This is a genomic window from Nocardiopsis oceanisediminis, assembly GCF_048595525.1.
Classification (GTDB): domain Bacteria; phylum Actinomycetota; class Actinomycetes; order Streptosporangiales; family Streptosporangiaceae; genus Nocardiopsis_A; species Nocardiopsis_A oceanisediminis.
Genome location: NZ_JAFMZJ010000001.1, coordinates 4,951,231 through 4,975,827, shown reverse-complemented (window position 1 = coordinate 4,975,827; position 24,597 = coordinate 4,951,231). Strand labels below are relative to the sequence as shown.

20 protein-coding genes are annotated in these 24,597 nt (G+C 76.0%); 14 read left to right on the top strand and 6 right to left on the bottom strand.

Annotated features, from left to right (window positions below):
- Positions 1-85: 85 nt before the first annotated feature.
- The 5 genes from J0910_RS21745 to J0910_RS21725 all read left to right on the top strand — a co-directional run bounded on the left by J0910_RS21745 (position 86) and on the right by J0910_RS21725 (position 6,125).
- The gene (locus J0910_RS21745; RefSeq protein ID WP_420160394.1) at positions 86-871 is read left to right on the top strand and encodes a DeoR/GlpR family DNA-binding transcription regulator; all 786 of its coding nucleotides are present in this window, start codon (positions 86-88) and stop codon (positions 869-871) included.
- A 29-nt stretch (positions 872-900) separates the two neighbouring features.
- Positions 901-2,283 (top strand): GntP family permease, encoded by a 1,383-nt coding sequence (locus J0910_RS21740; RefSeq protein WP_420160393.1) that lies wholly within the window; start codon positions 901-903, stop codon positions 2,281-2,283.
- Positions 2,284-2,292: 9 nt separating this feature from the next.
- Positions 2,293-3,639: a four-carbon acid sugar kinase family protein gene (locus tag J0910_RS21735; protein ID WP_420160392.1), complete on the top strand. Its 1,347-nt coding sequence runs from the start codon at positions 2,293-2,295 to the stop codon at positions 3,637-3,639.
- A 78-nt stretch (positions 3,640-3,717) separates the two neighbouring features.
- Complete coding sequence (gene pdxA / locus J0910_RS21730) at positions 3,718-4,743, top strand: 4-hydroxythreonine-4-phosphate dehydrogenase PdxA (protein ID WP_420160391.1); 1,026 nt, start codon at positions 3,718-3,720, stop codon at positions 4,741-4,743.
- Between the two features lie 209 nt (positions 4,744-4,952).
- On the top strand, positions 4,953-6,125 hold the full coding sequence (locus J0910_RS21725) for a DUF2157 domain-containing protein (RefSeq protein ID WP_420160390.1): 1,173 nt from the start codon (positions 4,953-4,955) through the stop codon (positions 6,123-6,125).
- 10 nt (positions 6,126-6,135) lie between these two features.
- Here the strand turns inward: J0910_RS21725 and J0910_RS21720 are convergent, their stop codons facing one another.
- Positions 6,136-8,316, bottom strand: a complete 2,181-nt coding sequence (locus tag J0910_RS21720; RefSeq protein WP_420160389.1) for a HelD family protein — start codon at positions 8,314-8,316, stop codon at positions 6,136-6,138.
- Positions 8,317-8,375: 59 nt separating this feature from the next.
- On the opposite strand from J0910_RS21720, the gene J0910_RS21715 reads away from it, so the two are divergent.
- From J0910_RS21715 to J0910_RS21705, 3 genes are all read left to right on the top strand, one after another.
- Positions 8,376-9,014: a TetR/AcrR family transcriptional regulator gene (locus J0910_RS21715; RefSeq protein WP_420160388.1), complete on the top strand. Its 639-nt coding sequence runs from the start codon at positions 8,376-8,378 to the stop codon at positions 9,012-9,014.
- Positions 9,015-9,211: 197 nt separating this feature from the next.
- On the top strand, positions 9,212-9,523 hold the full coding sequence (locus J0910_RS21710) for a DUF6247 family protein (RefSeq protein WP_420160387.1): 312 nt from the start codon (positions 9,212-9,214) through the stop codon (positions 9,521-9,523).
- A 2-nt stretch (positions 9,524-9,525) separates the two neighbouring features.
- Entirely contained in the window at positions 9,526-9,792 is a 267-nt protein-coding gene (locus J0910_RS21705) for a hypothetical protein (RefSeq protein ID WP_420160386.1), read from the top strand.
- Between the two features lie 78 nt (positions 9,793-9,870).
- Here the strand turns inward: J0910_RS21705 and J0910_RS21700 are convergent, their stop codons facing one another.
- On the bottom strand, positions 9,871-12,246 hold the full coding sequence (locus tag J0910_RS21700; protein ID WP_420160385.1) for a Tex family protein: 2,376 nt from the start codon (positions 12,244-12,246) through the stop codon (positions 9,871-9,873).
- A 225-nt stretch (positions 12,247-12,471) separates the two neighbouring features.
- Here J0910_RS21700 and J0910_RS21695 point away from each other — a divergent pair, with 225 nt between their 5' ends.
- Positions 12,472-13,665 (top strand): VLRF1 family aeRF1-type release factor, encoded by a 1,194-nt coding sequence (locus J0910_RS21695; protein ID WP_420160384.1) that lies wholly within the window; start codon positions 12,472-12,474, stop codon positions 13,663-13,665.
- Between the two features lie 574 nt (positions 13,666-14,239).
- Here J0910_RS21695 and J0910_RS21690 read toward each other — a convergent pair.
- A complete protein-coding gene (locus J0910_RS21690) occupies positions 14,240-14,587 on the bottom strand; it encodes a hypothetical protein (protein ID WP_420160383.1) in 348 nt (115 codons plus the stop codon).
- Between the two features lie 203 nt (positions 14,588-14,790).
- Between J0910_RS21690 and J0910_RS21685 the strand changes: the two genes are divergently transcribed.
- The 3 genes from J0910_RS21685 to J0910_RS21675 all read left to right on the top strand — a co-directional run bounded on the left by J0910_RS21685 (position 14,791) and on the right by J0910_RS21675 (position 20,388).
- Complete coding sequence (locus tag J0910_RS21685; RefSeq protein ID WP_420160382.1) at positions 14,791-16,959, top strand: hydantoinase/oxoprolinase family protein; 2,169 nt, start codon at positions 14,791-14,793, stop codon at positions 16,957-16,959.
- 38 nt (positions 16,960-16,997) lie between these two features.
- Complete coding sequence (locus tag J0910_RS21680; protein WP_420160381.1) at positions 16,998-18,752, top strand: hydantoinase B/oxoprolinase family protein; 1,755 nt, start codon at positions 16,998-17,000, stop codon at positions 18,750-18,752.
- Between the two features lie 124 nt (positions 18,753-18,876).
- On the top strand, positions 18,877-20,388 hold the full coding sequence (locus J0910_RS21675; RefSeq protein WP_420160380.1) for a hypothetical protein: 1,512 nt from the start codon (positions 18,877-18,879) through the stop codon (positions 20,386-20,388).
- A gap of 308 nt (positions 20,389-20,696) precedes the next feature.
- Here J0910_RS21675 and J0910_RS21670 read toward each other — a convergent pair whose 3' ends face one another.
- Genes J0910_RS21670 through J0910_RS21660 form a run of 3 tightly spaced genes read right to left on the bottom strand, consistent with a single transcriptional unit; the run spans position 20,697 to position 22,880 of the window.
- Positions 20,697-21,560 (bottom strand): deoxyribonuclease IV, encoded by an 864-nt coding sequence (locus J0910_RS21670; protein WP_420160379.1) that lies wholly within the window; start codon positions 21,558-21,560, stop codon positions 20,697-20,699.
- Positions 21,553-22,365, bottom strand: a complete 813-nt coding sequence (locus J0910_RS21665) for a DUF817 domain-containing protein (RefSeq protein ID WP_420162046.1) — start codon at positions 22,363-22,365, stop codon at positions 21,553-21,555. The genes J0910_RS21670 and J0910_RS21665 overlap by 8 nt, the downstream gene beginning before the upstream one ends.
- Positions 22,362-22,880 (bottom strand): LURP-one-related/scramblase family protein, encoded by a 519-nt coding sequence (locus J0910_RS21660; RefSeq protein WP_420160378.1) that lies wholly within the window; start codon positions 22,878-22,880, stop codon positions 22,362-22,364. The genes J0910_RS21665 and J0910_RS21660 overlap by 4 nt, the downstream gene beginning before the upstream one ends.
- A gap of 117 nt (positions 22,881-22,997) precedes the next feature.
- Between J0910_RS21660 and J0910_RS21655 the strand changes: the two genes are divergently transcribed.
- Both J0910_RS21655 and J0910_RS21650 read left to right on the top strand, forming a co-directional pair.
- Positions 22,998-23,846, top strand: coding sequence for a Nif3-like dinuclear metal center hexameric protein (locus tag J0910_RS21655; protein WP_420160377.1), 849 nt, complete (start codon positions 22,998-23,000; stop codon positions 23,844-23,846).
- Between the two features lie 7 nt (positions 23,847-23,853).
- Entirely contained in the window at positions 23,854-24,594 is a 741-nt protein-coding gene (locus J0910_RS21650; RefSeq protein WP_420160376.1) for a zinc ribbon domain-containing protein, read from the top strand.
- Positions 24,595-24,597 lie beyond the last annotated feature (3 nt).

Here is a 24,597-nt window from a genome sequence, read left to right as displayed (position 1 = left end):
TCATCGAGGTGAGACTTGCGCTTCATGCTCATTTCGGTCATTCTTGCGCGAGAAACCTGCTTGAAATGAGCACGAAGGGGGCGCGGTGCGGCACCAGAAGCTGCTGGACGCGGTGACCGACGGGGTGGAGCGGGTCGACGACCTCGCCCGGGAGCTCGGCGTCAGCCCGTCCACGGTGCGGCGCGGCCTGACCGAGCTGGAGCAGGCCGGCCGGGTGGTGCGCACGCACGGCGGCGCGGTGCCCGCGCCCGTCGGCGGCGAGCTGTCCTGGGTGCAGAAGGGCCGGCAGAACGCCCCCGCCAAGCGGCGCATCGCCGAGCGGGCCGCAGAGATGATCGAGGACGACCACATGGTCCTCCTCGACGCCGGCAGCACCACCGCCTTCATCGCGGAGCGGCTGGCCGGCCGGTCCGGCCCCACCGTGCTCACCACCGGCACCGGCCCCATGTCCGCGCTGCTCGACGCGGAGGGGATCGAGCTGATCCTGGTCGGCGGCCGGCTGCGGCGCCGCCGCGGCGCCATGGTCGGCGAGTACGTCCGCGGCGTCCTGGAGCGGGTCAGCGCCGACATCGCCTTCCTCGGCGCCGACGGCCTGGTCCCCGGGCGCGGCATCAACTGCCCCAGCCCGGAGCTGGCCGCGGCCAAGGAGCTCCAGGCGCGCGCCGCACGGCGCACCGTGGTCGTCGCCGACTCCACCAAGATCGGCGCCGACGCCGAACCGCACTGGGCCCTGATCCCCGGCCCCTACACCCTGATCACCGACGACGGGCTGGCCCCCGCGGCCCGCCGCGCGATCGAGGCCGACCCGAACTGCACCCCCCTCATCGTCCCGGCCCCGGAAGCACCCCGCACCCCCGGCCGGACCGGCTGACATCCCCACCGTGAGAAAGGGGAACGGACATGGATCCGCTCCTTCTGGCGGCCCTGCTGCTGGGCGTGGCCTCCGCCGTCGCGCTCATCCTCTGGAGCCGCCTGGACGCCTTCGTCGGGCTGCTGGCGGGCGCCCTGGTAACCGGCGCCGTAGCGGGCGTCCCGGCGGCCGAGCTGATCGGCCACATCACCACCGGCTTCGGCAACACCCTGGCCGGGATCGGCATCGTCATCGCCATGGGCGTGATGATCGGCAAGGTCCTGGAGGAGAGCGGCGGCGCCGACGCGCTCGCCAAGATGTTCGTCCGGATGGCCGGCAAGGGCCGTGAGGACGCCGCCATGACCGCCACCGGCGCCGTGGTCTCCGTCCCGGTCTTCTGCGACTCCGGCTTCGTCATCCTGCACCCGCTGGCCAAGTCCCTGGCCCGGCGGTACGGGAAGCCGCTGGTGGTGCTCTCGCTGGCGCTGGCCGGCGGGCTGTCCATCACCCACCACCTGGTGCCGCCCACCCCCGGGCCGCTGGCCGCGGTGGGCCTGCTCCACGCCGACATGGGCACGGTGGTCGTCGCCGGCTCGGTCTTCGCGCTGCTGCTCGTCCCGGTCGTGGTGGTCTACGCCCGGATCATGGGGCCGCGGCTCGAGCGCCACCTGGACCCGAACCTGGTCGGGGCCGGCACCGCGGCCGGCGACGCCGACGCGGGGGTGCCGCTCACCGCCGACGGCCGGCCGATCACCGAGGAGCCCGCGGACCCGCGGGTCGGCGCCTTCCGCGCGCTCATCCCGCTGCTGCTGCCGCTCGGCCTGATCATCGGCCAGACCGTCAGCGCCGCCGTCGCCGAGGGCACCGCGGTCGCCGAGGTGTTCGCCTTCATCGGCGCCCCGCCCATCGCCCTGCTGGTCGGCCTGGTCATCGCCGTCTACCTGCTGCCCGCCAAGGGCACGCCGCGCGCCACCGTGGTCGGCTGGCTGACCGCGGCCGCCTCCTCGGCCGGCATGATCGTCTTCGTCACCGGCGCGGGCGGCGCCTTCGGCGAGGTGCTCCGCCAGTCCGGGGTGGGCGACGCGCTCGCCGACGCGGTGGCCGGCTGGCCGGTGCCGATGCTCCTGGTCCCGTTCCTGATCGCCACCTTCGTCCGGCTGGCGCAGGGGTCCGGCACGGTCGCCATCATCACCGCCGCCACGCTCAGCGCCCCGCTGGTGGAGGCGGGCGGGATCGAACCCACCCTCGCGGTGCTCGCCGCCTGCTCCGGCTCCTTCGTCTTCTCCTACGTCAGCGACTCCTACTTCTGGGTGGTCACCCGGTTCACCGGGCTCTCCGGGGTCCCGGCGATGAAGATGTGGAGCGGCATGACGACCGTGCTGTGGCTGGCCAGCCTGCCCCTCCTGGGCGTGACCGCCCTCATCCTGGGATAGGAGTCCGATATGGCCCAGGTACTCGTCGTCGCCGACGACCTCACCGGTGCCAACGCCACCGGCGCCCGGTTCGCCCGCGCGGGCATGCGGGTGGCCACGGTCGCCCCGCGGCACGCGCCCCGGGCGGCCGCCGAGTTCGACGCGGTCGTGGTCGACCTGGACAGCCGGCACCTGCCCGCGGACGAGGCGGCCGCGCTGGTCGGCGAGGTGATCGCCGGGGTCGGACCGGTGCCGCTGGTCGTCAAGCGCACCGACACCACACTGCGCGGCAACGTCGGCGCGGAACTGGAGGCCGCCTGGCGGGCGGTGCGCGGGCGCACCCCGGCCGCGGCCCGGGTCCGCGCGCTGTTCGCCCCGGCGTTCCCCGCCTCCGGCCGGGTCACCGTGGACGGCGTGCAGCTGCTCGACGGCGTGCCGCTGGAGCGCACCGAGCTGGCGGTGGACCCGCTCAGCCCGGTCACCGGAAGCGTCGTCGCCGACATCGTCGCCCGGCAGAGCCCGCTCGCGGTGCGCCGGGTGTCGCTGCGCGACGTCACCGGCCCCGACCTGGCCGACCGGCTGGCAGAAGGGGACGAGCCGGTGGTGCTCTGCGACGCGCTCACCGAGGAGCACATCGCCGACACCGCCCGGGCCGCCGCCGAGGTGCACCGCAGGGACGGCACCGTGTGGGTGGCCGTCGACCCCGGCCCGTCCGGGGCGCTGCTGGCCGAGGCGCTCGGCCTGACCGGCGGCGGCACCGCCGCCGGGCCGCTGCTCGCGGTGGTGGGCAGCGCCACCGAGCTCACCCGCCGCCAGCTGGACGCGCTGGCCCGCGCGGGCGGCGTGCGCTTCGTCGACGTGGACGCGCGCGCCCTCACCGGCGGCGGCGCCGGGCACGCCGACGCGGTGCGCGCCCGGCTCGCCGCGCACCTGGAGGACGCGGCCTTCCCGGAGGCGGTCGTGGTGCGCACCGCCTCCACCGCCCAGGACGTCGTCGAACTCTCCTTCGAGGCCAAGCGGGCCCTGCCGGGCCTGCTGGCCGGGCTGGTCGCCGAGGCGGTGCGCGGCGTGCGCACCGCCCCCGGCGGCCTCTACACCAGCGGCGGCGACGTCACCTCGGCGGTACTGGAGGAGCTCGGCTCGCACGCCTTCGAGGTCGGCGGGGAGGTCGTGCCGCTGGCCGTGCACGGCCGGCTGGCCGGCGGCCCGCTGGACGGCACGCCGGTGGTCACCAAGGGCGGCCTGGTCGGCGACGACGGGACCGCGGCGGAATGCCTCGGCCGGCTCCGCCGGGAGGTCCGGGCGCGGGCCCGCACCGTCCCGGCGGAGCTGGGAGCCCGCCCCCGCACCGCTGAATCCGGAGCCGGGCGCGAATAGCCCGGCCGGCGCGAACGGAACACGGGCGGGGCGCGACAAGGGGAGCGCCCGCCCGGCGACAGGGAGGAAGACCCGAATATGACTGAACGACCGACCCTTGCCGTGACCGTCGGCGACCCGGTCGGCATCGGCCCGGAGATCACCGTGCGCACCCTCGCCTCGGTGGGAACCGGCGCCCCGGCGCGCGGCGTGGTGGTGGCCGACCCGGCCGTGCTCCGCCGCGCCGTGCGGGTCTGCGGACTCGACGTCCGAGTCCGCGGCTTCTCCTCCTGGAACGACCTGCCCGCCGAGGAGGAGGGCGTGATCGACTGCTACGACATCGACTCCCTCGGCGGTGCCGAGCTGCCCTGGGGCGAGGTGGACGCCCGCGCCGGCACCGCCGCGGTGCGCGCCATCGAGGTGGCGGCCAAGGCCGCGATGGAGCGCGACGTGGCGGGCATCGTCACCGGCCCGATCAACAAGGAGGCCATCTGGGCGGCGGGCAGCGAGCACCTCGGCCACACCGAGATGCTCGGCGCGCTGACCGGGGTCACCCGCCAGACCACCATGTTCGTGGTGCGCGGCAAGAAGATCTTCTTCGCCACCCGGCACCTGTCCCTGCGCAAGGCCCTCGACCAGGTCAGCGAGGAGCAGCAGGTCACCGCGATCGAAGAGGCGCTGACCGCGCTCCGGGTCTTCGGCCACGACGAGCCGCGCCTGGCGGTCGCCGCGATCAACCCGCACGGCGGGGAGAACGGCGCCTTCGGCGACGAGGAGATCGTGCACCTGGCCCCGGCGGTGGAGCGGATGCGCGCCCGCGGCGCCGGCGTCTCCGGTCCGGTGCCCGCCGACTCCGTCTTCCACCAGCTGCTCCAGGGCCGCTACGACGGGGTGCTGTCGCAGTACCACGACCAGGGCCACATCGCCGCGAAGACCTACGACTTCGACGGCACCATCTCGGTCACCGTGGGCCTGCCGATCCTGCGCACCTCGGTGGACCACGGCACCGCCTTCGACATCGCGGGCAAGGGCACCGCCGACCCGGGCACCATGACCTCGGCGTTCCTGCACGGCGCCGACTTCGCCCGGTTCGCCGACCGGATCCGCGCCGAATACGGCGGCTGACAGGGAGGGGCCGCGCTCCGTCCGCGCGGCCCCGCCCGCCCGGTACCACCCCCGGCGGGGACCCGCCGGGCCCGGTGCCGGCGCCCCGGGGGGATGAGCATCCGTACTCATCCCCCCGGGGCTTTCGTGTGCTGGGATGGCGTGCGGACACCGGCAGCGGGAAGGCCCCGGGGCGAGGGGCCGGAGCGGACGAGGAAGGGCGGTGCGCAGTGGCGGAGGAGCCGCGGGGCGCCAGAGGCGAGGCGCTGGACCGGCTGGTCGCCGAGGGGGTGATCACCCGCGAGCAGGCCGCCGCGGTCGGCGCGGCCCTGGAGGGCGCCGAGGCCCGGCCCCAGGTGCGCTGGGCCGAGGCCGTCGGCTACGTCGGCGGCGCCCTGGTGCTGGCCGCGGTGGCGGTCTTCATGGCGACCGCCTGGGACGCGATCACCCCGACCGCCCGGGCGCTGCTGCTCGCGGCCCTGGTCCCGGTGCTCGCGGCCGCCGGGACGGTGATGGCCGGCGGGCCGCGCGCGCTCCGGCCGGGAACCGAGCCCCCCGCGGTGCGCCGCCGGATCGGCGGCACCCTGTTCGCCCTGGCCGCGGTCGCCGCGTCGCTCGCGGTGGGGGTGTGGGCGGAGGAGCTGGTGGACTCCCATGATTCCCTCACCCCGCAGATCGCCGCCTCGGCGGTCGGCCTGGCGGCGGCCGCGGCGGGCTACGCGGCGCTGCGCTCGGCCCCGGGAGCGGTCGCGGCCTGGGGGATGAGCGCCTTCCTGGTCGGCTCCTCGGCCTGGGAGAGCGCCTACCGGATCACCGGCGCCGTCCAGGACTACGAGGATCCGGGGTACGCCGCGGCCCAGGACGCCATGGTGAACACCACCGGGCTGGCGCTGGCCGCGCTGGGCGCGGTCTGGATCGGCCTGGCCTTCGCCGGGGCGGTGCGGGAGCGCGGGACCGCCGTCGGCCTGGGCGCGGCGACCGCCTTCGCCGGCGCCGAGTTCCTCACCGAGCCGTTCAACCACCTCGGGGTGCTCGTGCTGGCGGCCGCCCTGTTCGCCTGCCACGTGCTCTGGCGGAGCAGGGCCGGCGCGGGCCGCGGCCCGGGCGCCGCGCTCGTCTTCGGGATCATCGCGGTGACCGCCGGCGTCCCGCAGCTCGTCTGGTACCTCACCGACGGCGAGATGTCGGCGGCCGGCGTCCTCCTGGTCGCCGGCGCGGTCCTGCTGCTCTCCAGCTGGCTCGGGCTCCGCCTGCACCGGGCCTCCGGCGGCCCCGCCGCCCCGGACGAGGGCGCCCCGGCCCCGCAGGCGTCGCCAGGGCCGCCCCCGCCGCCCTCGGAAGAGCCGACCGCCCCGGAGCCCCCGCCGCTGGTCGACCCCCGGGACCCGGACGACCGGCTCTGACCCGCCGCCCCTACTTCCGTGCCGGGCCCGCGGCAGCGGCTCGGATGCCCGGTTCGGCCAGGGCGCCCGGCAGCGGCTCGGCGTGCACCACGTGCAGCCGGGTCACCGCGCGGGTCAGGGCCACGTAGAGCAGGCGCAGGCCGCGGTCGGGGCCGCCGGGGGCGCTCGCGGCGATGGCGGCCGGTTCGGCCGCCACCACGGTGTCGAACTCCAGGCCCTTGGCCAGCGAGGCCGGGACGCAGACCAGGCGCTCGGCCTCCATGGCGTTCTCGTCGGTGCCGAGCAGGGCGGCCGCCAGCCCGGCGTCGATCAGGGCGCGGCGCAGGTCCGGCAGGCCGGCGTCGGCGGCGATCAGCCCGACCGAGCCGTCCGCGCGCAGGGCGTCGGCGCACGCGGCGGCCGCGGCGGCGGCCAGGCCGCCGGGGGCGGCGCGGGTCAGCCGCAGCGAACCGGGGGTGCGGCGGGCCGAGGAGGGGGCGCCCAGGCCGGGGGCGATGCGCGGGAGGAGCCGGGCGGCGAAGTCGATGATCTGCGCGGGGACCCGGTAGCCGCGGTCCAGCACCGCGCGCTCGGCGCCGGGGCGGCCCAGGTGCGCCAGCAGCTCGTCCCAGTCGCGCACCGCGCCGGGCCGGGTGGCCTGGGCGAGGTCGCCCAGCACGGTGGCCGACCCGGCCCCCGCCCGCCGGGCCAGCGCCCTGCACTGCATCGGGCTGAGGTCCTGCGCCTCGTCGACCGCCAGGTGGCCGACCGGATCCGGCCGCTCGATCAGGCAGGCGGCCTCGTCGATGAGGGCGAGGTCGGCTTCGGACCAGCGGGCGCTCTTGGGGCCGCGGGGGCGGCCGGGGAGCAGGATCGCCTCCTGCTCTTCGGGGGTGAGCAGGCCCTCGGCGGCGCGGGCCAGCCGGCCGGGGTCGGTGAGCAGGCCGAGGACCAGCCGGACCGGGTCGGCCTTGGGCCAGATCGCGGCCACCGCGGAGGCGACCTCCCGGGAGCGGGCCAGGCGGGCGCGGGTGCGCGCGTCGCAGGGCCGACCGGCGCGCTCCATGGCGGACTGGACCGCGGCGGCGATGCGCTGCGCGAGCAGTTCGCGCCCGGCCGCGTAGGGCAGGTCCTGCGCGGTGAGGTCGCCGAAGAGCGCGGCGGCGTCCTCGGCGGGGACCCGGTACCGGCGGGCGCCCACCGCCACGGTGATCTCCTCCTCCGGTTCGCGGAGCAGCGACCGCAGGTCGCGGCGGATCACCTCGGCCATCCGGGCGCCGCCCTTGACCCGGGCGGCCTCGGCGGTGTCGGTGCCCCGGGCCTCCCCCAGCCCGAGCAGCCCGGCCAGCGTCGTCTGCTCGACCCGGACCTCGCCCAGGGCGGGCAGCACGTTGCGGATGTAGGAGAGGAAGGAGCGGTTGGGGCCGACGATGGCCACCCCGGAGCGGGCCAGGCGCTGCCGCTCGGTGTAGAGCAGGTAGGCGATGCGGTGCAGGCCGACGGCGGTCTTGCCGGTGCCGGGAGCGCCCTGCACGCACAGCGTGGCCTCCAGCGGGGCGCGGACCAGGTCGTCCTGCTCGGGCTGGATGGTGGCGACGATGTCGCGCATCGGGCCGGTGCGGGGCCGCTCGATCTCGGCGGCCAGCAGCCCGCCGCCGGGCGCGGCCTCCTCGGCGCCGCCGGGCGCGGCCTCCTCGGCGCCGCCGGGCGCGGCGTCCGGCCCGGGGGCGGTGAGGTCCTCGTCCTCGAAGGCGGTGAGCTCCCCGCCGGCGCCGAACCCGTACCGGCGGCGGGCCAGCACGCCCATCGGGTCGCGCGGGCTCGCCCGGTAGAAGGCCGCCGCGACGGGCGCCCGCCAGTCCAGCACCACCGGGGTGCCGGTGCCGTCGTGCACGTTGCGGCGTCCGATGTAGCCGAGGTCGGGGGAGTCCGGCCGGTCGCCGTCCCGCGGCCCGCCCCCGTCGTCGAACAGCCGGCCGCGCGGGTAGGCCAGCCGGCCGAAGAAGAGCGGTACGTCGGGCAGGTCGGCGAGGAGTTCGGCGCGCTGCTCCCGGGAGCGGCGCAGCACGGCGTTGGTGTACTTGTCCACCACGGCGTCGCCGAGCGAGGCCTCGGTGGCGAGGACGTCCTCGCGCATCCGGCGCAGTGCGTCGCGGGCGGCGGCCAGCCGGGCCCGTTCGGTGCGGATCTCCGATGAGGGTGCGGTCTCCATGCCGATATCTTAACTCGGTTAAATTATTGACCGGGTCAGTGGCGAAGTAGGATGGCGGCATGGCGGAGCGCATCGGACTGCGGGAGACGAAGCGGCGGCGGACCCGGGAGGCGATCTCGGAGGCGGCGATCGCGCTGTTCGCCGCGGAGGGGTACGACCGGGTCCCGGTGGCCCGGATCGCCGCCGCGGCCCAGATCTCCAAGCCCACCCTGTTCGCCTACTTCCCCAGCAAGGAGGACCTGGTCCTGCACCGGATCGCCGACCACGAGGACGAGTCGGCCCGGGTGGTGCGCGCCCGCCCGGACGGCACCGCGCCCATGGCCGCGCTGCGCACCCACTACCTGGGCGCCCTCGACCGGCGCGACCCGGCGACCGGCCTCAACGACTCACCGGAGGTCCTGGAGTACCAGCGGCTGCTGTACGGGACCCCGGCGCTGGCCGCCCGGCTCCCCGCTTACCTGTCGCGGGGCGAGAAGGCGCTGGCCGAGGCCCTCGCCGAGGCCGGGGCGCCCCCGGGGCCGGCCCGCACCGCCGCCGCCCAGGTCACCGCGGTCCAGCGCGTCCTGGGCGAGGACACCAGCGCCCGGATGCTCGCCGGCGAAGCGGCCGACGCGGTCGCCCCGGACGCCCGCCGCCGCGCCGAGGACGCCTTCGACCTGCTGGAGGGCGGGCTGTCCGGGCTCTTCACCGGCGGCTGATCCAGGGCCCGCGCCACGGCCGCCTCCGGAACGGGCCCAAGGCGCCACGGGGATACTGGAGTTCCGTGAGGCGGGAAGCCGAGCGGATCCCTTCGGTACTCTCGAGTCCACACGGCAGGCCACCGGCTCCGCCGGGGATAAGGAGAGCGAACGCCATGGGCGTGCACAACTCGGCTTCCGTCGATCCGGTCATCCCCATGCCGGAGAAGACACCGGCCGCCCTCCGCATCGCCGTCGCCCGACTGGCCCCCGAGGCGGTGGCGAAGTTCGATTCCCACTGGGCAAGCGCCATGGAACAGGCGAGACAGGAGTACAGCCTCCTGCCCGGACGCCAGTTCGTGGAGCACTGGTGGACCTGGGTGGCGGTGACCCGGCATCCGGAGCGGGCGGCCCGGCTGCGCGAGTGCGAGCGGGTGATCGCCGATAGCGACGACCGCAGCCTCCGCCGTTCGGCCGCGGAGGAGATCGCGCGGATCCTGGCCGCCTCCACGGCTGAGGCAGGGGCCTGAGCGTGAGCGACCGGACATGGGAGTACGTTCCCGATGCGCAGTACGCCGTGGGCGGCCTGTCCGAGTGGCAGCGCACGGAGGTTGAAGTACTGGCACAGCGCATCACCGATGCGGTCGGAGCCCGGCGCGTCGGTCACGCCTTCGACATCACCGAGTCGGTCTCCAACCTCAAGAGCTTCGCCGAAGGAAACGTCGTCCTCTGGTACCAGGAGGACTACCGGGAGGACGTGATCCTCGTGTTCCGGGTGACGCATTTCCTCGCCGACTGAAAATGCCTCTGCGCCGGTCGAGAACGGTGGGCCCTCCGCCGCGCGATGCGGCGGAGGGCCCCTTCCGTCCCGGGCGGATCAGTTGCGCTTGGACGGGTCCAGGCCGGCGCGGCGGAGGGCGTCGGCCATGGCGCCGGAGGGCTCGGCGGAGCGGCGGGAGTCGCGGCCGCCGCCCTTGCGGCCGCCCTTGCCGGAGCGGCCGCCCCCCTTCGGTGCGGCGGAGCGGTCGCCGCCGCGGCGCTCGGCGTCCTCACCGGACGGCCTGCCGCCGACCTCGTCGTCCAGCCGCATGGTCAGCGAGATCCGCTTGCGGCGCACGTCCACGTCGAGCACCTTCACCCGGACGATGTCGCCGGGCTTGACGATCTCGCGCGGGTCGGAGACGAACCGCTTGGCCAGCGCCGACACGTGCACCAGGCCGTCCTGGTGCACACCGACGTCGACGAACGCGCCGAACGCGGCGACGTTGGTGACGGTGCCCTCCAGGATCATCCCGGGCTCCAGGTCGTTCAGCGTCTCCACGCCCTCCTTGAAGGAGGCGGTGGCGAACGCCGGACGCGGGTCCCGGCCGGGCTTCTCCAGCTCGGAGAGGATGTCGGTGACGGTGGGCAGGCCCACGCCGCCGCCGGTGAAGTCCTCCGGACGCAGCCGGGACAGCGCCGAGGTGTCGCCGATCAGCGACGCCACGTCGGTGCCGGCGGCCTCGGCGATGCTCCGCGCCACCGGGTAGGACTCCGGGTGCACCGCGGAGGCGTCCAGCGGGTCGCCGCCCTGGACGCGGAGGAAGCCGGCGCACTGCTCGAACGCCTTCGGACCGAGCCGCGGCACCTCCTTCAGCGCGGTGCGGGAGGCGAACGGGCCGTTGGCGTCCCGGTGCGCCACGATGTTCTCGGCCAGGCTGGAGCCGATGCCGGAGACCCGGTTCAGCAGCGGAGCCGACGCGGTGTTGACGTCCACGCCGACCGCGTTCACGCAGTCCTCCACCACGCCGTCCAGTGACCGGGAGAGCTTCACCTCGGAGATGTCGTGCTGGTACTGGCCGACCCCGATCGACTTCGGGTCGATCTTGACCAGCTCGGCCAGCGGGTCCTGCAGCCGGCGGGCGATGGACACCGCGCCGCGCAGCGAGACGTCCAGATCGGGCAGCTCCTGGGAGGCGAACGCCGAGGCGGAGTAGACCGAGGCGCCCGCCTCGGAGACCGTCACCTTGGTCAGCTTCAGCTCCGGGTGCCGCTTGATCAGGTCGGCGGCGAGCCGGTCGGTCTCCCGGGAGGCGGTGCCGTTGCCGATCGCCACCAGCTCCACCGCGTGCTCGGCGGCCAGTTTCGCCAGCGCCGCGATCGACTCGTCCCACCGGTTGCGCGGCGCGTGCGGGTAGACCGTGTCGGTGGCGACGACCTTGCCGGTGCCGTCGGTCACCGCCACCTTCACCCCGGTGCGCAGCCCCGGGTCCAGGCCGAGCGTGGGGCGGACCCCGGCCGGCGCGGCGAGCAGCAGGTCGCGCAGGTTGGCGGCGAACACCCGGACGCCCTCGTCCTCGGCGGCCTGCCAGAGCCGCATCCGCAGGTCGATGTCGAGCCGGACGAACACCCGGGTGCGCCAGGCCCAGCGGACCGTGTCGCGCAGCCAGGCGTCGCCCGGCCGGCCCCGGTCGGCGATGCCGAACCGGGAGGCGATGGAGCGCTCGTAGGAGCTCGGCCCGGCCGGGGCCTCCTCGGCGGCGCCCTCCGGCTCCGGGTCGACGGTGAGCGAGAGCACCTCCTCCTTCTCGCCGCGGAACATCGCCAGCACCCGGTGCGCGGGCAGCTTCGCCAGCGGCTCGGCGAAGTCGAAGTAGTCGGCGAACTTCGCGCCGGCCTCCTCCTTGCCCTCGCGGACCGCGGCGACCAGGCGGCCCCGCGACCACACCCGCTCGCGCAGCTCGCCGATGAGGTCGGCGTCCTCGGCGAACCGCTCGACCAGGATCGCGCGCGCCCCGTCCAGGGCGGCCTGCGCGTCGGCGACGCCCTTCTCCGGGTCGGCGTAGCCGGCCGCCGCGGCCTGCGGCTCCTGCCCGGGGTCGCCGAGCAGCAGGTCGGCCAGCGGCTCCAGGCCGGCCTCCCGGGCGATCTGCGCCTTGGTCCGCCGCTTCGGCTTGTAGGGCAGGTAGATGTCCTCCAGGCGCGCCTTGGTGTCGGCGGCGCCGATCCGGGCCTCCAGCTCCTCGTCGAGCTTGCCCTGGGAGCGGATCGACTCCAGTACGGCGGCCCGGCGCTCCTCCAGCTCGCGCAGGTAGCGCAGGCGCTCTTCGAGGGTGCGCAGCTGGGCGTCGTCCAGCCCGCCGGTGGCCTCCTTGCGGTACCGGGCGATGAACGGGACGGTGCTGCCGTCGTCGAGGAGCCCGATCGCGGCGGCCGTCTGGTGCCCGCCGACGCCGAGCTCCTCGGCGATCCGCTGTTCGATAGAGGTGGTCACGATGCCTTGTCCAACGTCGTCGAATGGTCCACGCCGCATTCTCCTGCGGCGCCGGGCGGTTGTCACGCCGGGGCGCCAGGGCGGGGACCCGGCGGCGGGCCGATTTCTTGGTTCTGGTATGAGACGGCGCCGACCGATCGTTGATCCGCCCCCTGGTCTCCTGTTAAGCAGGGAAGAGATCTCGCCCCGGTATCCGGGGGGAGCACAACGCTGAAGATTGGCGGGATGATCATCGTGCACCTTGATCAGACATCGCTCCGGGATCTGGCGGCCTTGCGGGACGAGGTGGGGGTGCTCTCCGTCTACGCCACCGCAGACCCCCGGGACAGGTCCTCCTCTCCCGCGTGGCGGCTGCAGATCGCCAACGAGATCAACGCGCTGCGGAACGAGGTCTCCTCCAACGGGGACAAGCAGCGCAAGGCCGCGGTCCTGGCCCGGCTGGAGGAGCTGCGCCCGCAGCTCGACGATGTCCTGGACAGCGGTGCCGAATCCGGTGTGGGGCGGGCCCTGTTCGCCCCGATCGGCTCCGACGAAGTGCGGTTGCTGACGGTGCAGATGCCGCTGGAGGACTGCGCGGTCCTGGACTCCACCGCTTACCTCAAACCGCTGGCGGCGGCCATGGCCGCCGGGGCCCCCGCGGGGGTGCTGGCCGTCTCGCAGGACGCGCTGCGCGTGGTCGACCTGCGATTCGGCTCCGCCGAGGACGTCACCAGCATGCCCATCACGCTGGACGACGAGGGGTGGCGGCCGGACCGGGCGCCGGCGTCCTCCGGCAGGCCCGGCCTGTACAACCGCGCCTCCGGCAAGGGCGACCGGTACGAGCGCAAGGTCTCCGAGCAGGTGCTGCGCTCGCTGAACGCGATGCGCCCCCGGCTCAAGGAGATCGCCGACGAGCGCGGCTGGACCGCGGTGGCCATCACCGGGGACCGGCGGCTGACCGGCTCCCTGGAGGGCCGGTTCGCCCAGGACAGCAAGCGCGACATCGTCGTGCTGGAGCACGTGCTGGAGGGGAGCGGCCTCCCGGAGATCGCCGCGCGGATCGGACCGGAGATCGAGGCGCTCCGGGTGCGCCGGGCGACCGAGGCGGTCCAGGAGGCCAAGGACGCGGCGATGTCCGGCGGCACCGGCGCCGTCGGGCTCAGCGACGTCCTGGGCGCATTCCGCGAGGGCCGGGTCTCCCGGCTCTTCCTGGACGGCTCCCGCGGCCTCACCGGGCACCGCGCCCCGGACGGCGCCTACTACCCGGAGGACGAGCTGCCCCCGGGGACGGGCCGCGACGACATGGCCGCGGAGAAGGACATGGGCGAGCGGATGATCGAGCTGGCCCTGGCCAACGGCACCGAGGTGACCGTGCTGCCGGAGCGGGCGGCCGAGGCCCTCGCCGAGGACGACGGGGTCGCCGTCCGGCTGCGCTGGTAGCCGGTCCGGAGCAGGGGGAGGGGGCGTCGCCGCGGCGCCCCCTCCGCCGTGCCGCGGGACGCCGCGCGGGCGCGCCGCGGAGCGGCGGGGTCAGCGGTGCGAGCGGTTCCTCTCGTGCCTCATCAGCAGGGTGCCGACGATCATGATCAGAGCGATGCCCACGAACAGGATGATCGGCATGAACAGGTTCAGCGTCGTCGTGTCCATGCCCTAGGGGTACCCGGGGGAAGGCGGGCCGACGCGTCGCCGCCGGTCACCGGATTCCGGTCGGGTCCGAGCGAGGGTTCGGGCCCGCCTGCGGAGGCGCCGCGGACGCGGCCTGGGAGCGTCGCGGCGATCCGTCCGCCGCCGAGAACCCGACAAAAGGGGTACGACGCCCTTTCTGCTGGTGAGGCGGGCCCGGACTCTTCTCGTGATGTCGCTTTCTGCCCCCGCGAGCGCGGGCCGGATCGGCGAGCACCGCCCCCGGCCGGGAGGCAGGTGGGACTGCGGGTGCTCGCTCGCCCGTCCGTTCGCGCCTGCCGGCCGTCGCCGTGCCGGGGCCGCGCACCCGGCCGTCTCTCGGGGGGTCCGCTCAGGACTCGCCGTTGAGCAGGTCCGGGGCGTAGTACTCGTCCAGCGGGATCGGGCCGCGGTAGCCCTGGCACTTGCACTGCCGGTAGACGCCGTCGGCGGAGCCCTGGCCGGTCCAGCGGCCGGGGATGACCACCTGGGCCTGGCAGAGCTTGGAGCGCTGGTCGTGGAAGACGATGTGGTGGCCGCAGCCGCAGATCGGCTGCGGGTTGGCGCCCGCCGGGGGAGCGGTGACCTGCGGCGCCTGAGGCTGCTGGGGCTGCCGGCGTTCGCGGCGGGGCAGCATCCTCCCGATGAGGACCCCGCCCAGCGCGATGGCCCCGCCGACGACCAGGGTCACCGGATCCATCCCCCGCACCGCCCTTCCGTGTCGATCGCGACCGCTCCCCGAACATTGTCGCCCAATCCCGCGGCGGCACGCTCCACGGGACCGGGTTTTCCGGAAAGAAAGACGGCCGGAACCGGTACCGGGTTCCTGTTCCGGGGGAGGGAGCGGAAATAGTGCCAAGCAACTGCTTGGTTTTTCGCGCGCTCTTCCCTAGGCTGCCGGGCATGGGCGGCGCAGCGGGAGCGGGCGGGACCGGCGCGGGCCACGCGCTCGGCATCGATGTCGGCGGCACCTTCACCGACGTCGCGGTGGTCCGCGGCGACGGCCGGGCGGCCGTGGCCAAGGTGCTCAGCACGCACCGGGACCCGGTCGAGGCCGCGGTGCGCGGCGCCCGGTCCGCGCTGCGCGCCGCACGGGCCGACCCCGGGCGGGTGGAGCGGGTCGTGCACGCCACCACCCTGGCCACCAACGCCGTGCTGGAGCGGACCGGTGAGCGGGTCGCCCACCTGAGCACCGCCGGCTTCGACGGAGTGCTCGGCCTGGGCCGCTACGCCCGGGTCGAAGAGGACCGCTACGACCTGGGGTTCGACCCGCCCGGCCCGCCGGTCCCGGCGGAGGACCGGTTCGAGGTCCCCGAGCGGGTCGGCCCGGACGGGACCGTGCTCGCCCCGCTCGACGAGGACGCGGTCCGCGCCGTCGCCCGGACGCTGGCCCGGCGCGGCGTCCGCGCCGTCTCGGTCTGCCTGCTGCACTCCTACGCCGACCCCGGGCACGAGCGGCGCACCGCGCGCATCCTCCGCGACGAGCTCGGACCGGGCGCGTTCATCGCGCTCTCCAGCGACGTCTGGCCGGAGCCGCGCGAGTACGAGCGGGCCGCCACCACCCTGATGTCGGCCTACGTCGGACCGCTGCTGGGCCGCTACCTGTCCCGGCTGGAGGAGGCCCTGCACGCCATCGGGGTGCGCGCACCGCTCCAGGTCACCGACTCGCGCGGGGACGTGATGTCGGCCCGCGGCGCGGTCCGCCGCGCGGTGGCCACCATCGAGTCCGGGCCGGCCGCGGGCGTGCTGGCCGCCCGGGACGCCGCGGTGCGTGCCGGGGCGGGCGACGCGATCAGCTTCGACATGGGCGGTACCACCGCCAAGGCCTGCGTCATCCGCGGCGGCGAACCCGACATCACCCGGGAGTTCCACGTCGGCGGCCGGGGCAGCTTCGGCGGCCGGCGGGCCGGGACCGGGGTGCCGATCGCCGCGCCCGCCATCGACCTGGCCGAGGTCGGCGCGGGCGGCGGGAGCATCGCCTGGATCGACGGGGCGGGCACGCTGCGGGTCGGGCCGCGCTCGGCCGGCTCCGACCCCGGCCCCGCCTGCTACGGCCGGGGCGGCGAGGAGCCCACGGTCACCGACGCCGACCTGGTCCTCGGCCACCTCGACCCGGACGCGTTCGCCGGCGGCGGCCTGCCGCTCTCGGCCGCCTTGGCGGGGAAGGCGGTGGACCGCCTGGCCGGGCCGCTGGGCGTGCCGCGCGAGCGCGCGGCCCAGGCCGTCCGCGAGATCGCGGACGCCGCCATGGGGGCCGCCGTGCACGTGGTCACCGTCCAGCGCGGCATCGACCCGCGCGGCCTCACCCTGGTCGCCTTCGGCGGCGCCGGCCCGGTGCACGCGGCCGGGGTCGCCGACCGGTTCGGCATCGGCACGGTGGCGGTCCCGCCGCGCTGCGGGGCGGCCTCGGCGGCCGGGCTGCTCTTCGCCGAGCTCGGCACCGAGCGGGTCCGCTCGCTGGCCGTGCCCGGGGCCGAGCTGGCCGTCCGGGCCGGCGAGGTGGAGGAGGCCTTCACCGCGCTGGCCGGGGAGGCCTGCGCCGGGCTGGGGGTGCGCCCGGACGCGGCCGGGGTCCGGGTGCTGCGCTCGGCCGACGTGCGCTTCACCGGGCAGACGCACCGCCTGGCGGTGCCCTTCACCGGCCGGCCGCTGACCCCGGAGAGCGCCGGAGCGGCCCTGGCCGAGGCGGCCGAGCGGTTCGCCGATCGGCACAGGGCGGCCTACGGCGTCGACCACCGGGGACCGGTGGAGTTCACCGCGTTCCGGGTGCGCGCGGTGGCGCCGGCCGCCGGTCCCGCCCCGCACCCGCCGGAGTCCGGGGCCGCCCCCGCCGCACCGGCCGCGGTGCGCAGGGCGCTCTTCCCCGGGCCGGGCGCCGGCGCCGCCGGGACCGCGCCGTGGACCGGGTGGGACACCCCCTTCCTGCCCCGCTCCGCGCTGGCCCCCGGCGCCCGGCTGCCCGGTCCGGCGGTGCTCACCGACGACGCGTCGACGATCGCGGTCCCGCCCGGCTGGACCGCGGCCCCCGCCCCGGACGGCGGCACCCTGCTGGTCCGCGGCGCGGCGCGGTAGGGCGGCCGGAGAACCCAGGAGAGAGGACGGTGCGGACGATGGCGGAAGAGGCGGGCCCCGGCGGGGCCGCGGCGGAGATCCTGCACCACGCGCTGCTGGTCGCCGCGGAGGAGGCGAGCATCGCGGTGGTGCGCTCCGCGCACTCGGCGTTCATCGTGGAGGGCTCGGACGCCTCGGCGGCGGTGCTCGACGCGGAGGGCCGCCTGATCGCGCACTCGGTGGCGACCACGCTGATGAACAGCATGGCGCTGGCGGAGGCGCTGCCGCCGCTGCTGGAGCAGATCCCGGCCCGGACCATGCGCCGGGGGGACGTGTTCATCACCAACGACGCCTACCGGGGCGGGGTGCACGCCAACGACCTGATGGTGTTCGCCCCGGTCTTCGCCGGCGGCCGGCCCGCCTACTTCGGCGCCGCCCTGATCCACGTCGCCGACCTGGGCGGGCTCTCCGCGGGCGGGATGGCGCCGCTGGCCACCGAGGTCTACCTGGAAGGGCTGCAGCTGCCCGCCATGCGGATCGTCGACGCGGCGGGGGTGGACGACCGGGTCGCCGCGCTGATCCGGCTGAACAGCCGGACGCCGGACGCGGTGATGGGGGACGTCCGGGCGCTCATCGCCGGGGCCGGGACGGCGGCCGCGCGCACCGCCGGTCTGCTCGCCGAGTACGGGGAGAAGGGCTTGGCCGCCGGGGTCGAGGCCGCCCTGGACGCCGCCGAGGCGCGCACCCGCGCGGCCCTGTCCCGGCTGCCGGCCGGCGTGTACCGCGCGGAGTACCCGATCGACGACGACGGCATCGAGCCGGGCCGCGCGCACACGGTCCGGGTCGAGGCCTCGGTGGGCGGCGGGGAGGTGCTGCTCGACTTCTCCGGGACCGACCCGCAGGTCCCGGCGGCGATCAACGCGAGCCTGTCGCAGACGCTGGCGGCGGCGGTGTTCGCGGTGCGCTGCTTCACCGACCCGGCCGTCCCGATGAACGCGGGGAGCCTGCGCCCGATCCGCACCCGGGTCCCGGCCGGGAGCCTGCTCAACGCCACCCCGCCGCACCCGTGCGGCGGGCGGTTCGTCCCGGTCTACGCGGCGATGGAGGCGGTCCTCGCCGCGCTCTCCGAGGCGGTGCCGGAGCGGGCCGTCGCCGCCTCGGGCATCCTCCAGCCGTTCTCCATCGCCTCGGTCGGCGCGCCGTACTGGATCCACCTGGCCTACGACTTCGGCGGGGGCGGCGCGCGGGCGGGCGGGCCGGGCGGCGCGGGGAAGGACGGGCCGGACGCCACCGGGGTCCACTTCGGCCTGGGGCGCAACTCGGTGCCCCAGGTGGAGGCGGTGGAGGAGCGGTTCCCGATCCGGGTGGAGGAGGTGCGGACGGTGCCCGACTCCGGCGGCCCCGGCCGGTACCGGGGCGGCCTGGGCTCGCGCACCGTGTTCCGGCTGCTGGCCGACGCGCACGTGAGCGCGCGCGGCGACCGGCTGCGGCTGGCGCCGCCGGGCCGGGACGGCGGGGGCGCGGGCCGGACGGGCGGGTTCTACCGGCTCTCCGCCGCGGGGGAGGCGGAGCGGCTGCCGGCCAAGGCGAACAACGTCCGGTTCGCCGCGGGGGAGGCGCTCGCGGTGGAGACGACCGGCGGGGGCGGCGTCGGCGACCCGCTGCTGCGGCCGGCCGCCGAGGTCGCCGCGGATCTCGCCGCGGGCCGGGTCAGCCGGGGCGGGGCCGAGCGCGACTACGGGGTGCGTTTCGATGCGGGAGGCCGACCGCACCGCCCGGGCCGCAAAAGGGGCAAATCGGAATCTACATTGTAAGAGCGGCAATGAGGTGAACCCGTCCGGCATGGCGCACCGATGACGCGGCCTGCACGCATGTTATGAAATTCGCAGACGATGCGTGACCGTGGCTTCGCAGACCGTGATATGGGGGCGTTTACCCATGGACCATCCCCGTGCCGCAGCAGGGGCCGTACTGCTCGCAGCCCTGACGGCGGTGCCCCTCGCCGGGGTACCCGCGGCGGCGGCGACGCCCTCGGCCGCCGCGGACGGCGTCCAGGTCCGCGTCGGCGCGGCCGGCGACGAGGCGCGGGTGCACGGCACGGTCGACTACGCGGTCACCGTCGCCAACACCGGCCCGGAGGGCCTGCCCGACGCGCGGATCGTGCAGCTGCTGCCGGAGGGCCTGGCCGACGTCGAGGCCGGGCAGGACGGCGAGGCCGGCGACGGCGAGGTGGTCTGGGAGCGCGGGCTGCCCGCCGGCGGGGCGGTCGAGCTGGAGTCCTCCGGCACCGTCCGCTCGGACGCGGGCGGGCGGCTGGCCACGACGGTCTGCGTCCGCCCGGCACCGGGCGAGGGGCTGGTCGGCTGCGCCTCGGAATCGCTCCCGGTCGGACCGGTCTCCAAGGCCTGGATCGCCGCCTGGACCGCCGCGGCGGCGGGCGCGCTGCTGCTCCTGGCCGTCGGTGGGCGGTGGCTGCTCCAGGTGTACCGGCGGTTCCGCGAGGACGGCGTCAGGATCGAGTACGTGACCGGCAGGGTGGCGATCCCGGAGCCGCCGCTGGCGCTCGCCCGGATGCCGTGGCGCTACCGCCTCCACCTCCTCCAGGCCGTCCCGGTCGCCGGAACCCGGACCGGGGAGTCGGCGCAGGCCCCGGCCCCGGAGGCCGCCGGGCCCGCCGAAGCCGCCCCGGCCGACCCGGAGCAGGACCGCGCCGAGGCGCCCGAGGCCGCGGAGGCGGTCTCCGAGACGCCGGCCGGGGACGTGCGGACCGGCGCCGCGCACGACGACGAGGCGCGGAAGGACGCAGAGCCGGAACCGTCCGGCACCGCGTCCGAGGACGCTGCGGAAGAGGCCGGTGCGGAGCCGGACGCCGGGGACGGCGGGGACCGGGACGCGGCCGGCGCGGAGGCCGACGGGCAGAGCGCCGCCGAGGCGGCCGGTGCGGAGCCGGAGGAGGCCGCCGAGGACCGGGAGACCGCGGAAGCGTGGCGAGAGGAGCCCGCCGCCGGCGGCGAGAACGGTGCTTCCGCCGCTGGTGCGACCGGTGCGGATCCGGACGCCGAGGAGGAGCGGCCCGCCGGCGAAGGCGCCGCCGCCGAGCAGGAGGCCGGGGAAGAGGTCTCCGGAGCCGGCGCCTCCGACACCGGGGCCGCCGCAGAGGAGCAGGACCCGGCCGGGGAGCGGCAGGCCGAAGAGGCCGGAGGGGACCGGTCGGCGGAGGCCGCCGCCGAAGGGACCGGGACCGGCGGGGCCGGCGCCACGGAGGAGGACGCCGCCGTCCCGGCGCCGCGCGGCCGCCGCAAGGGGCGGAAGCCCTGGTCCCGCAAGCGCAAGCCGCGCACCGGCCCGGAGCGCGGCGTCCCCGAGCAGACCGCCGGGGACGGCTCGGCGGACACCGCGGAGGAGACCGCTGTCGCCGAGCGCGACCTGGCCCCCGCCGAACGGGACTGACACCCGGCCCCGCCCGCCCCGCCGGTCGGCGCGGCCGTCCGCCGGGAGGCGGGCCGCCTTCGGAGCGCCCCCCGCGCAGGCCGCCGCCGGCCCCAGGGCGGCTACGGAGGCCGCGATGACCGCGCGGTCCGATCCGGCGGTACCGTTCTCCGCAGGCCAGAGGTCTTCGGGAAGCGGCCGAGCGATCGGCAGGGGCCGGAGCCGGTGACCGGCGGCGCATGCGGGGCGGAGCGCCCCTCCCGGTCCGCGGTACCCGGCGGGGCCGCCTCGGAGGGCCATGCCGCCCGTTGGGGGGCGGCCGCGGCGGGTCAGGGGTCGAGGACCTCTGAGCGGAGCTTCTTCAGCAGGGCGGCGTCCGCCGCGTGCGGGCCGGCCGGGCCGGGGGTCTCCAGGGTGAGGGGGACGCCGGCGGAGACCGGGTGGACGAAGAGCTCGGCGAAGGGCTCGGCGCCGATCTGCCCGGCGCCGATGTTCTCGTGCCGGTCCTTGCTGCTGCCGCAGGCGGCCTTGGAGTCGTTGGCGTGCACCAGGCCGAGCCGGTCGGCGCCGACGACCTCGCCGAACCGGTCCAGCATGGCGGCCATGCCCGCGCGGTCGGAGATGTCGTGGCCGGCCGCGAAGGCGTGCGCGGTGTCCATGCAGACCCGGGCGCGCGGGTGCCAGTCCAGGGCGTCGAGGTAGCCGGCGAGGTCGTCGACGGTGGCGCAGAGCACCTGGCCCTGGCCGGCCATCGGCTCCAGCAGCACCGGGGGGACGTCCTCGCCGAGCCGCTCCAGCAGCGGCAGCAGGCGGGAGCGCATCCGGTCCAGGCCGGCGGCGCGGCCGCCGCGCACCGCGGATCCGGTGTGCACCACCACGCCCAGGGCGCCGATCGCCGCGCCGCGGCGCAGCGAGTGCTCCAGCGAGGCCACCGACTTGGCGGCCACCTGCTCGTCCGGGGCGCCCAGGTTGATCAGGTAGGGGGCGTGCACGAAGACCGGGAGGTCGGAGCGGTCGCGCAGGGCGGCGTCCTCCTCGGGGACGCCGGGGGTGGTGGCCCAGCCGCGCGGGTTGCTGACGAAGACCTGGATCGCTTCGGCGCCGATCTCCTCGGCGTAGGGCAGGCCCTTGGTGGCCAGGCCTCCGGACACGGGTACGTGCGCCCCGACGGGCGAAATGCGTGCGTCATTCATGGCTGGGCACCAGCCTATTCCTCCCGGGGCCCTGCGCCTGACTCGGTTTCCACGAGGCGACCAGTACGAACGACACGGTCACCAGCAGCGCCCAGGCGCCGAACTTGGCGGGGTGCACCAGGGCCCAGGCGTCGGCCTGGTGCGGGTAGCGCCAGGCGCCGAGCAGGGTGGAGGCGTTCTCCGCGACCCACAGGAAGAACCCGATCAGCACGAAGGAGAGGGAGAGCGGCATCCGGTAGCGGGCCGCGCCCACGGTGTAGTGCACCCAGGCGCCCCAGGTGACCGCGATCATGGCGGCGGCGAGCAGCAGCCGGGCGTCGGGCAGCCAGTGGTGGGTGAGGAAGTTCGCGTAGATGAGCGCCGCGACGACCGCGGTGGCCGCGGTGCGGTAGCCGGTCACCTCCAGTTCCAGCAGCCGCCAGGCGCGCACCACGTAGCTGCCGACCGCGGCGTACATGAAGCCGCTGTACAGCGGGACGCCGCCGATCTTGGTCCAGGCGTCCTCGGGGTAGGCCCACGAGCCCATGTGCACCTTGAACAGCTCGAAGACCAGGCCGACGACGTGGAAGCCGAGCACCGCGAGGACCTCGCGGCCGGTCTCCAGCCGGAGCAGCCAGAACAGCGCGGTCAGCGCGATCCCGTAGCCGAGCAGGGCGTCGTAGCGGGGGATCTCCGGGGGCAGCAGTGAGGAGAGTGCGAGCCCGATGAGGATCCCCGCGGCGAACGCGCAGGACCGGGCCTGGAGCAGGGCGAAGCGGAGGAGCTGGGCGGCGCCGTACCGGAGTGCGCGCCCGGTCCGGTTCAGTCCTGCTCCTGCCCGTCGTCCCCGTCGTCGCCGGTGATCGAGTCCACGGCGACCGCGACGGCGATCACCAGGGCCGGATCGGAGCCGATGTCGGGGCGGTAGGTGTTGACGTCGACGGCGTAGGTGTCGCGGACGCGGAACCACTTCCGGGAGATGTGCGCGACGGTGCCGTGCTCGTCGCTGACCACGTACTCCTTGCCGAGCAGGTCGCCGTGGACCTCCCACTCGCCGCCGGCGGCGAGTTCGACGACGAGCTTCTCCTTGATGGGGTTGAACATGCGCTCGCGCACCGTGGCGACGGTCTCGCCGCCGCGTTCGATGCGCATCCGGTCCCGCATGCTGAGCAGTTTCTTCCTGATCTGCAGCAGGAGCTCGCCGTCGGGGGTCTTGAGCTGGAAGGTGGTGCGCAGCCGGAGGGCCTTGCCGTCCACCCAGTAGACGCGCCGGTCCTGCTCGTCGGTGACCCAGAAGTCGTCGCCGATGTCGAAGAGCCGTTCGCGCACGAGGTATTTCATGGGAGCGAGGCTAGCCCGCGCGGGAGGAGCGGCACCACCCTGCGCCCGGCCGCCTGTGGACGGAGCCTGTGCACGAGGGCGCGCGGGGCGGGGCGCGGAACCTATAACCTGCGGTCCGTGAGCACAACGAGCGCGCCTCCGACCCTGCAGGACGTGACCGACGCCTTCGAGGAGCTGTACCCGCCGGCCTGGGCGGCCTCCTGGGACGCGGTCGGCCTGGTCGCCGGGGACCCGGGCCAGGCCGTGCGGCGGATCCTGTTCGCCGTCGACCCGGTGGCCGAGGTCGTCGACGAGGCGGTCGAGTGGGGGGCGCAGCTCATCGTCACGCACCACCCGCTGCTGCTGCGCGGGGTGACCAGCGTGGCGGCCACCACCCCGAAGGGGCGGCTGGTGCACCGGCTCATCCGGGAGGGCGTGGCCCTCTACACCGCGCACACCAACGCCGACACCGCCGACCCCGGGGTCTCCGACGCGCTCGCCGCCGCGGTCGGGCTGGCCGGGCCGCTGGCGCCGCTCGACCCCGACCCCTCGGACCCGGCGGGGCGGCGCGGGATCGGCCGCGTCGGGCGGCTGCCGGAGCCGATGCCGCTGGAGGACTTCGCCGCGCAGGCGGCGGCCGGGCTGCCCGGCACGGCGGGCGGGGTGCGCGTCGCGGGCGACCCGAAGCGCACGGTGCGCACGGTCGCGGTGTCCGGCGGGGCGGGCGATTCGCTGCTGGGCGCGGCGCGCGCCGCGGGCGTCGACGCCTACCTCACCTCGGACCTGCGCCACCACCCGGCCTCGGAGTTCACCCAGGACGGCGGGCCCGCGCTGCTGGACGTCGCGCACTGGGCCGGGGAGTGGCCCTGGCTCGCCGACGGGGCGGAACGGCTCGCGGGCGCCCTGGGCTCCCGGGGGGCTACCGTTGAGACCCGCGTATCCACCACCGTCACCGACGCCTGGTCGCAGGCGTTCCGAGGAGACTAGAGAACACGTGAAAGCCGCACCCGAACACCAGCTGCGCCTGCTCGACGTGCAGCAGGCCGACACCGCGATCGCCCGTGCCGAGCACAGGGCCCGCAACCTCCCGGAGGCCGAGGAGGTGCGGGAGCTGGACGCCCGCATCGCCGGGCTGAAGGACCGGGCGGTGGCCGCCCGGACCGCCCTGTCCGACCTCGGCCGGGAGCAGCGCAAGGCCGAGTCCGACGTCGACCAGGTGCGCTCCCGGGCCGACCGGGACCGGGCCCGGCTGGACGCCGGCCACGTCTCCTCGCCCAAGGAGCTGGAGGGGCTGCAGTCGGAGATCGCCTCGCTCCAGCGCCGCCAGGCGGAACTGGAGGAGGTCGTGCTGGAGGTGATGGAGCGCCGCGAGGCCGCGGAGTCGGAGGCGGCGTCGGTCACCGCCGAGCTGGAGCGGGCCGAGGCCGACCGGGAGTCGGCCGAGGAGCGCCGCTCCGGCGCGGCGCTGGAGATCGAGAACGACCGCGCCACCGAGCGGGACCGCCGGGAGCGCCTGGCCAAGGAGGTCCCCGAGGACCTGCTGGCGCTCTACACCAAGCTCCGGGACCAGTACGGGATCGGGGCGGCCGCGCTGCACTACGGCCGGTGCGAGGGGTGCAAGCTGGCGCTGAGCACGGCCGAGCTGGGCCGGATCCGCCAGGCCCCCGCGGACGAGGTGCTGCGCTGCGAGGACTGCCGGCGGATCCTGGTGCGGACCACCGAATCGGGGCTGTGAGGA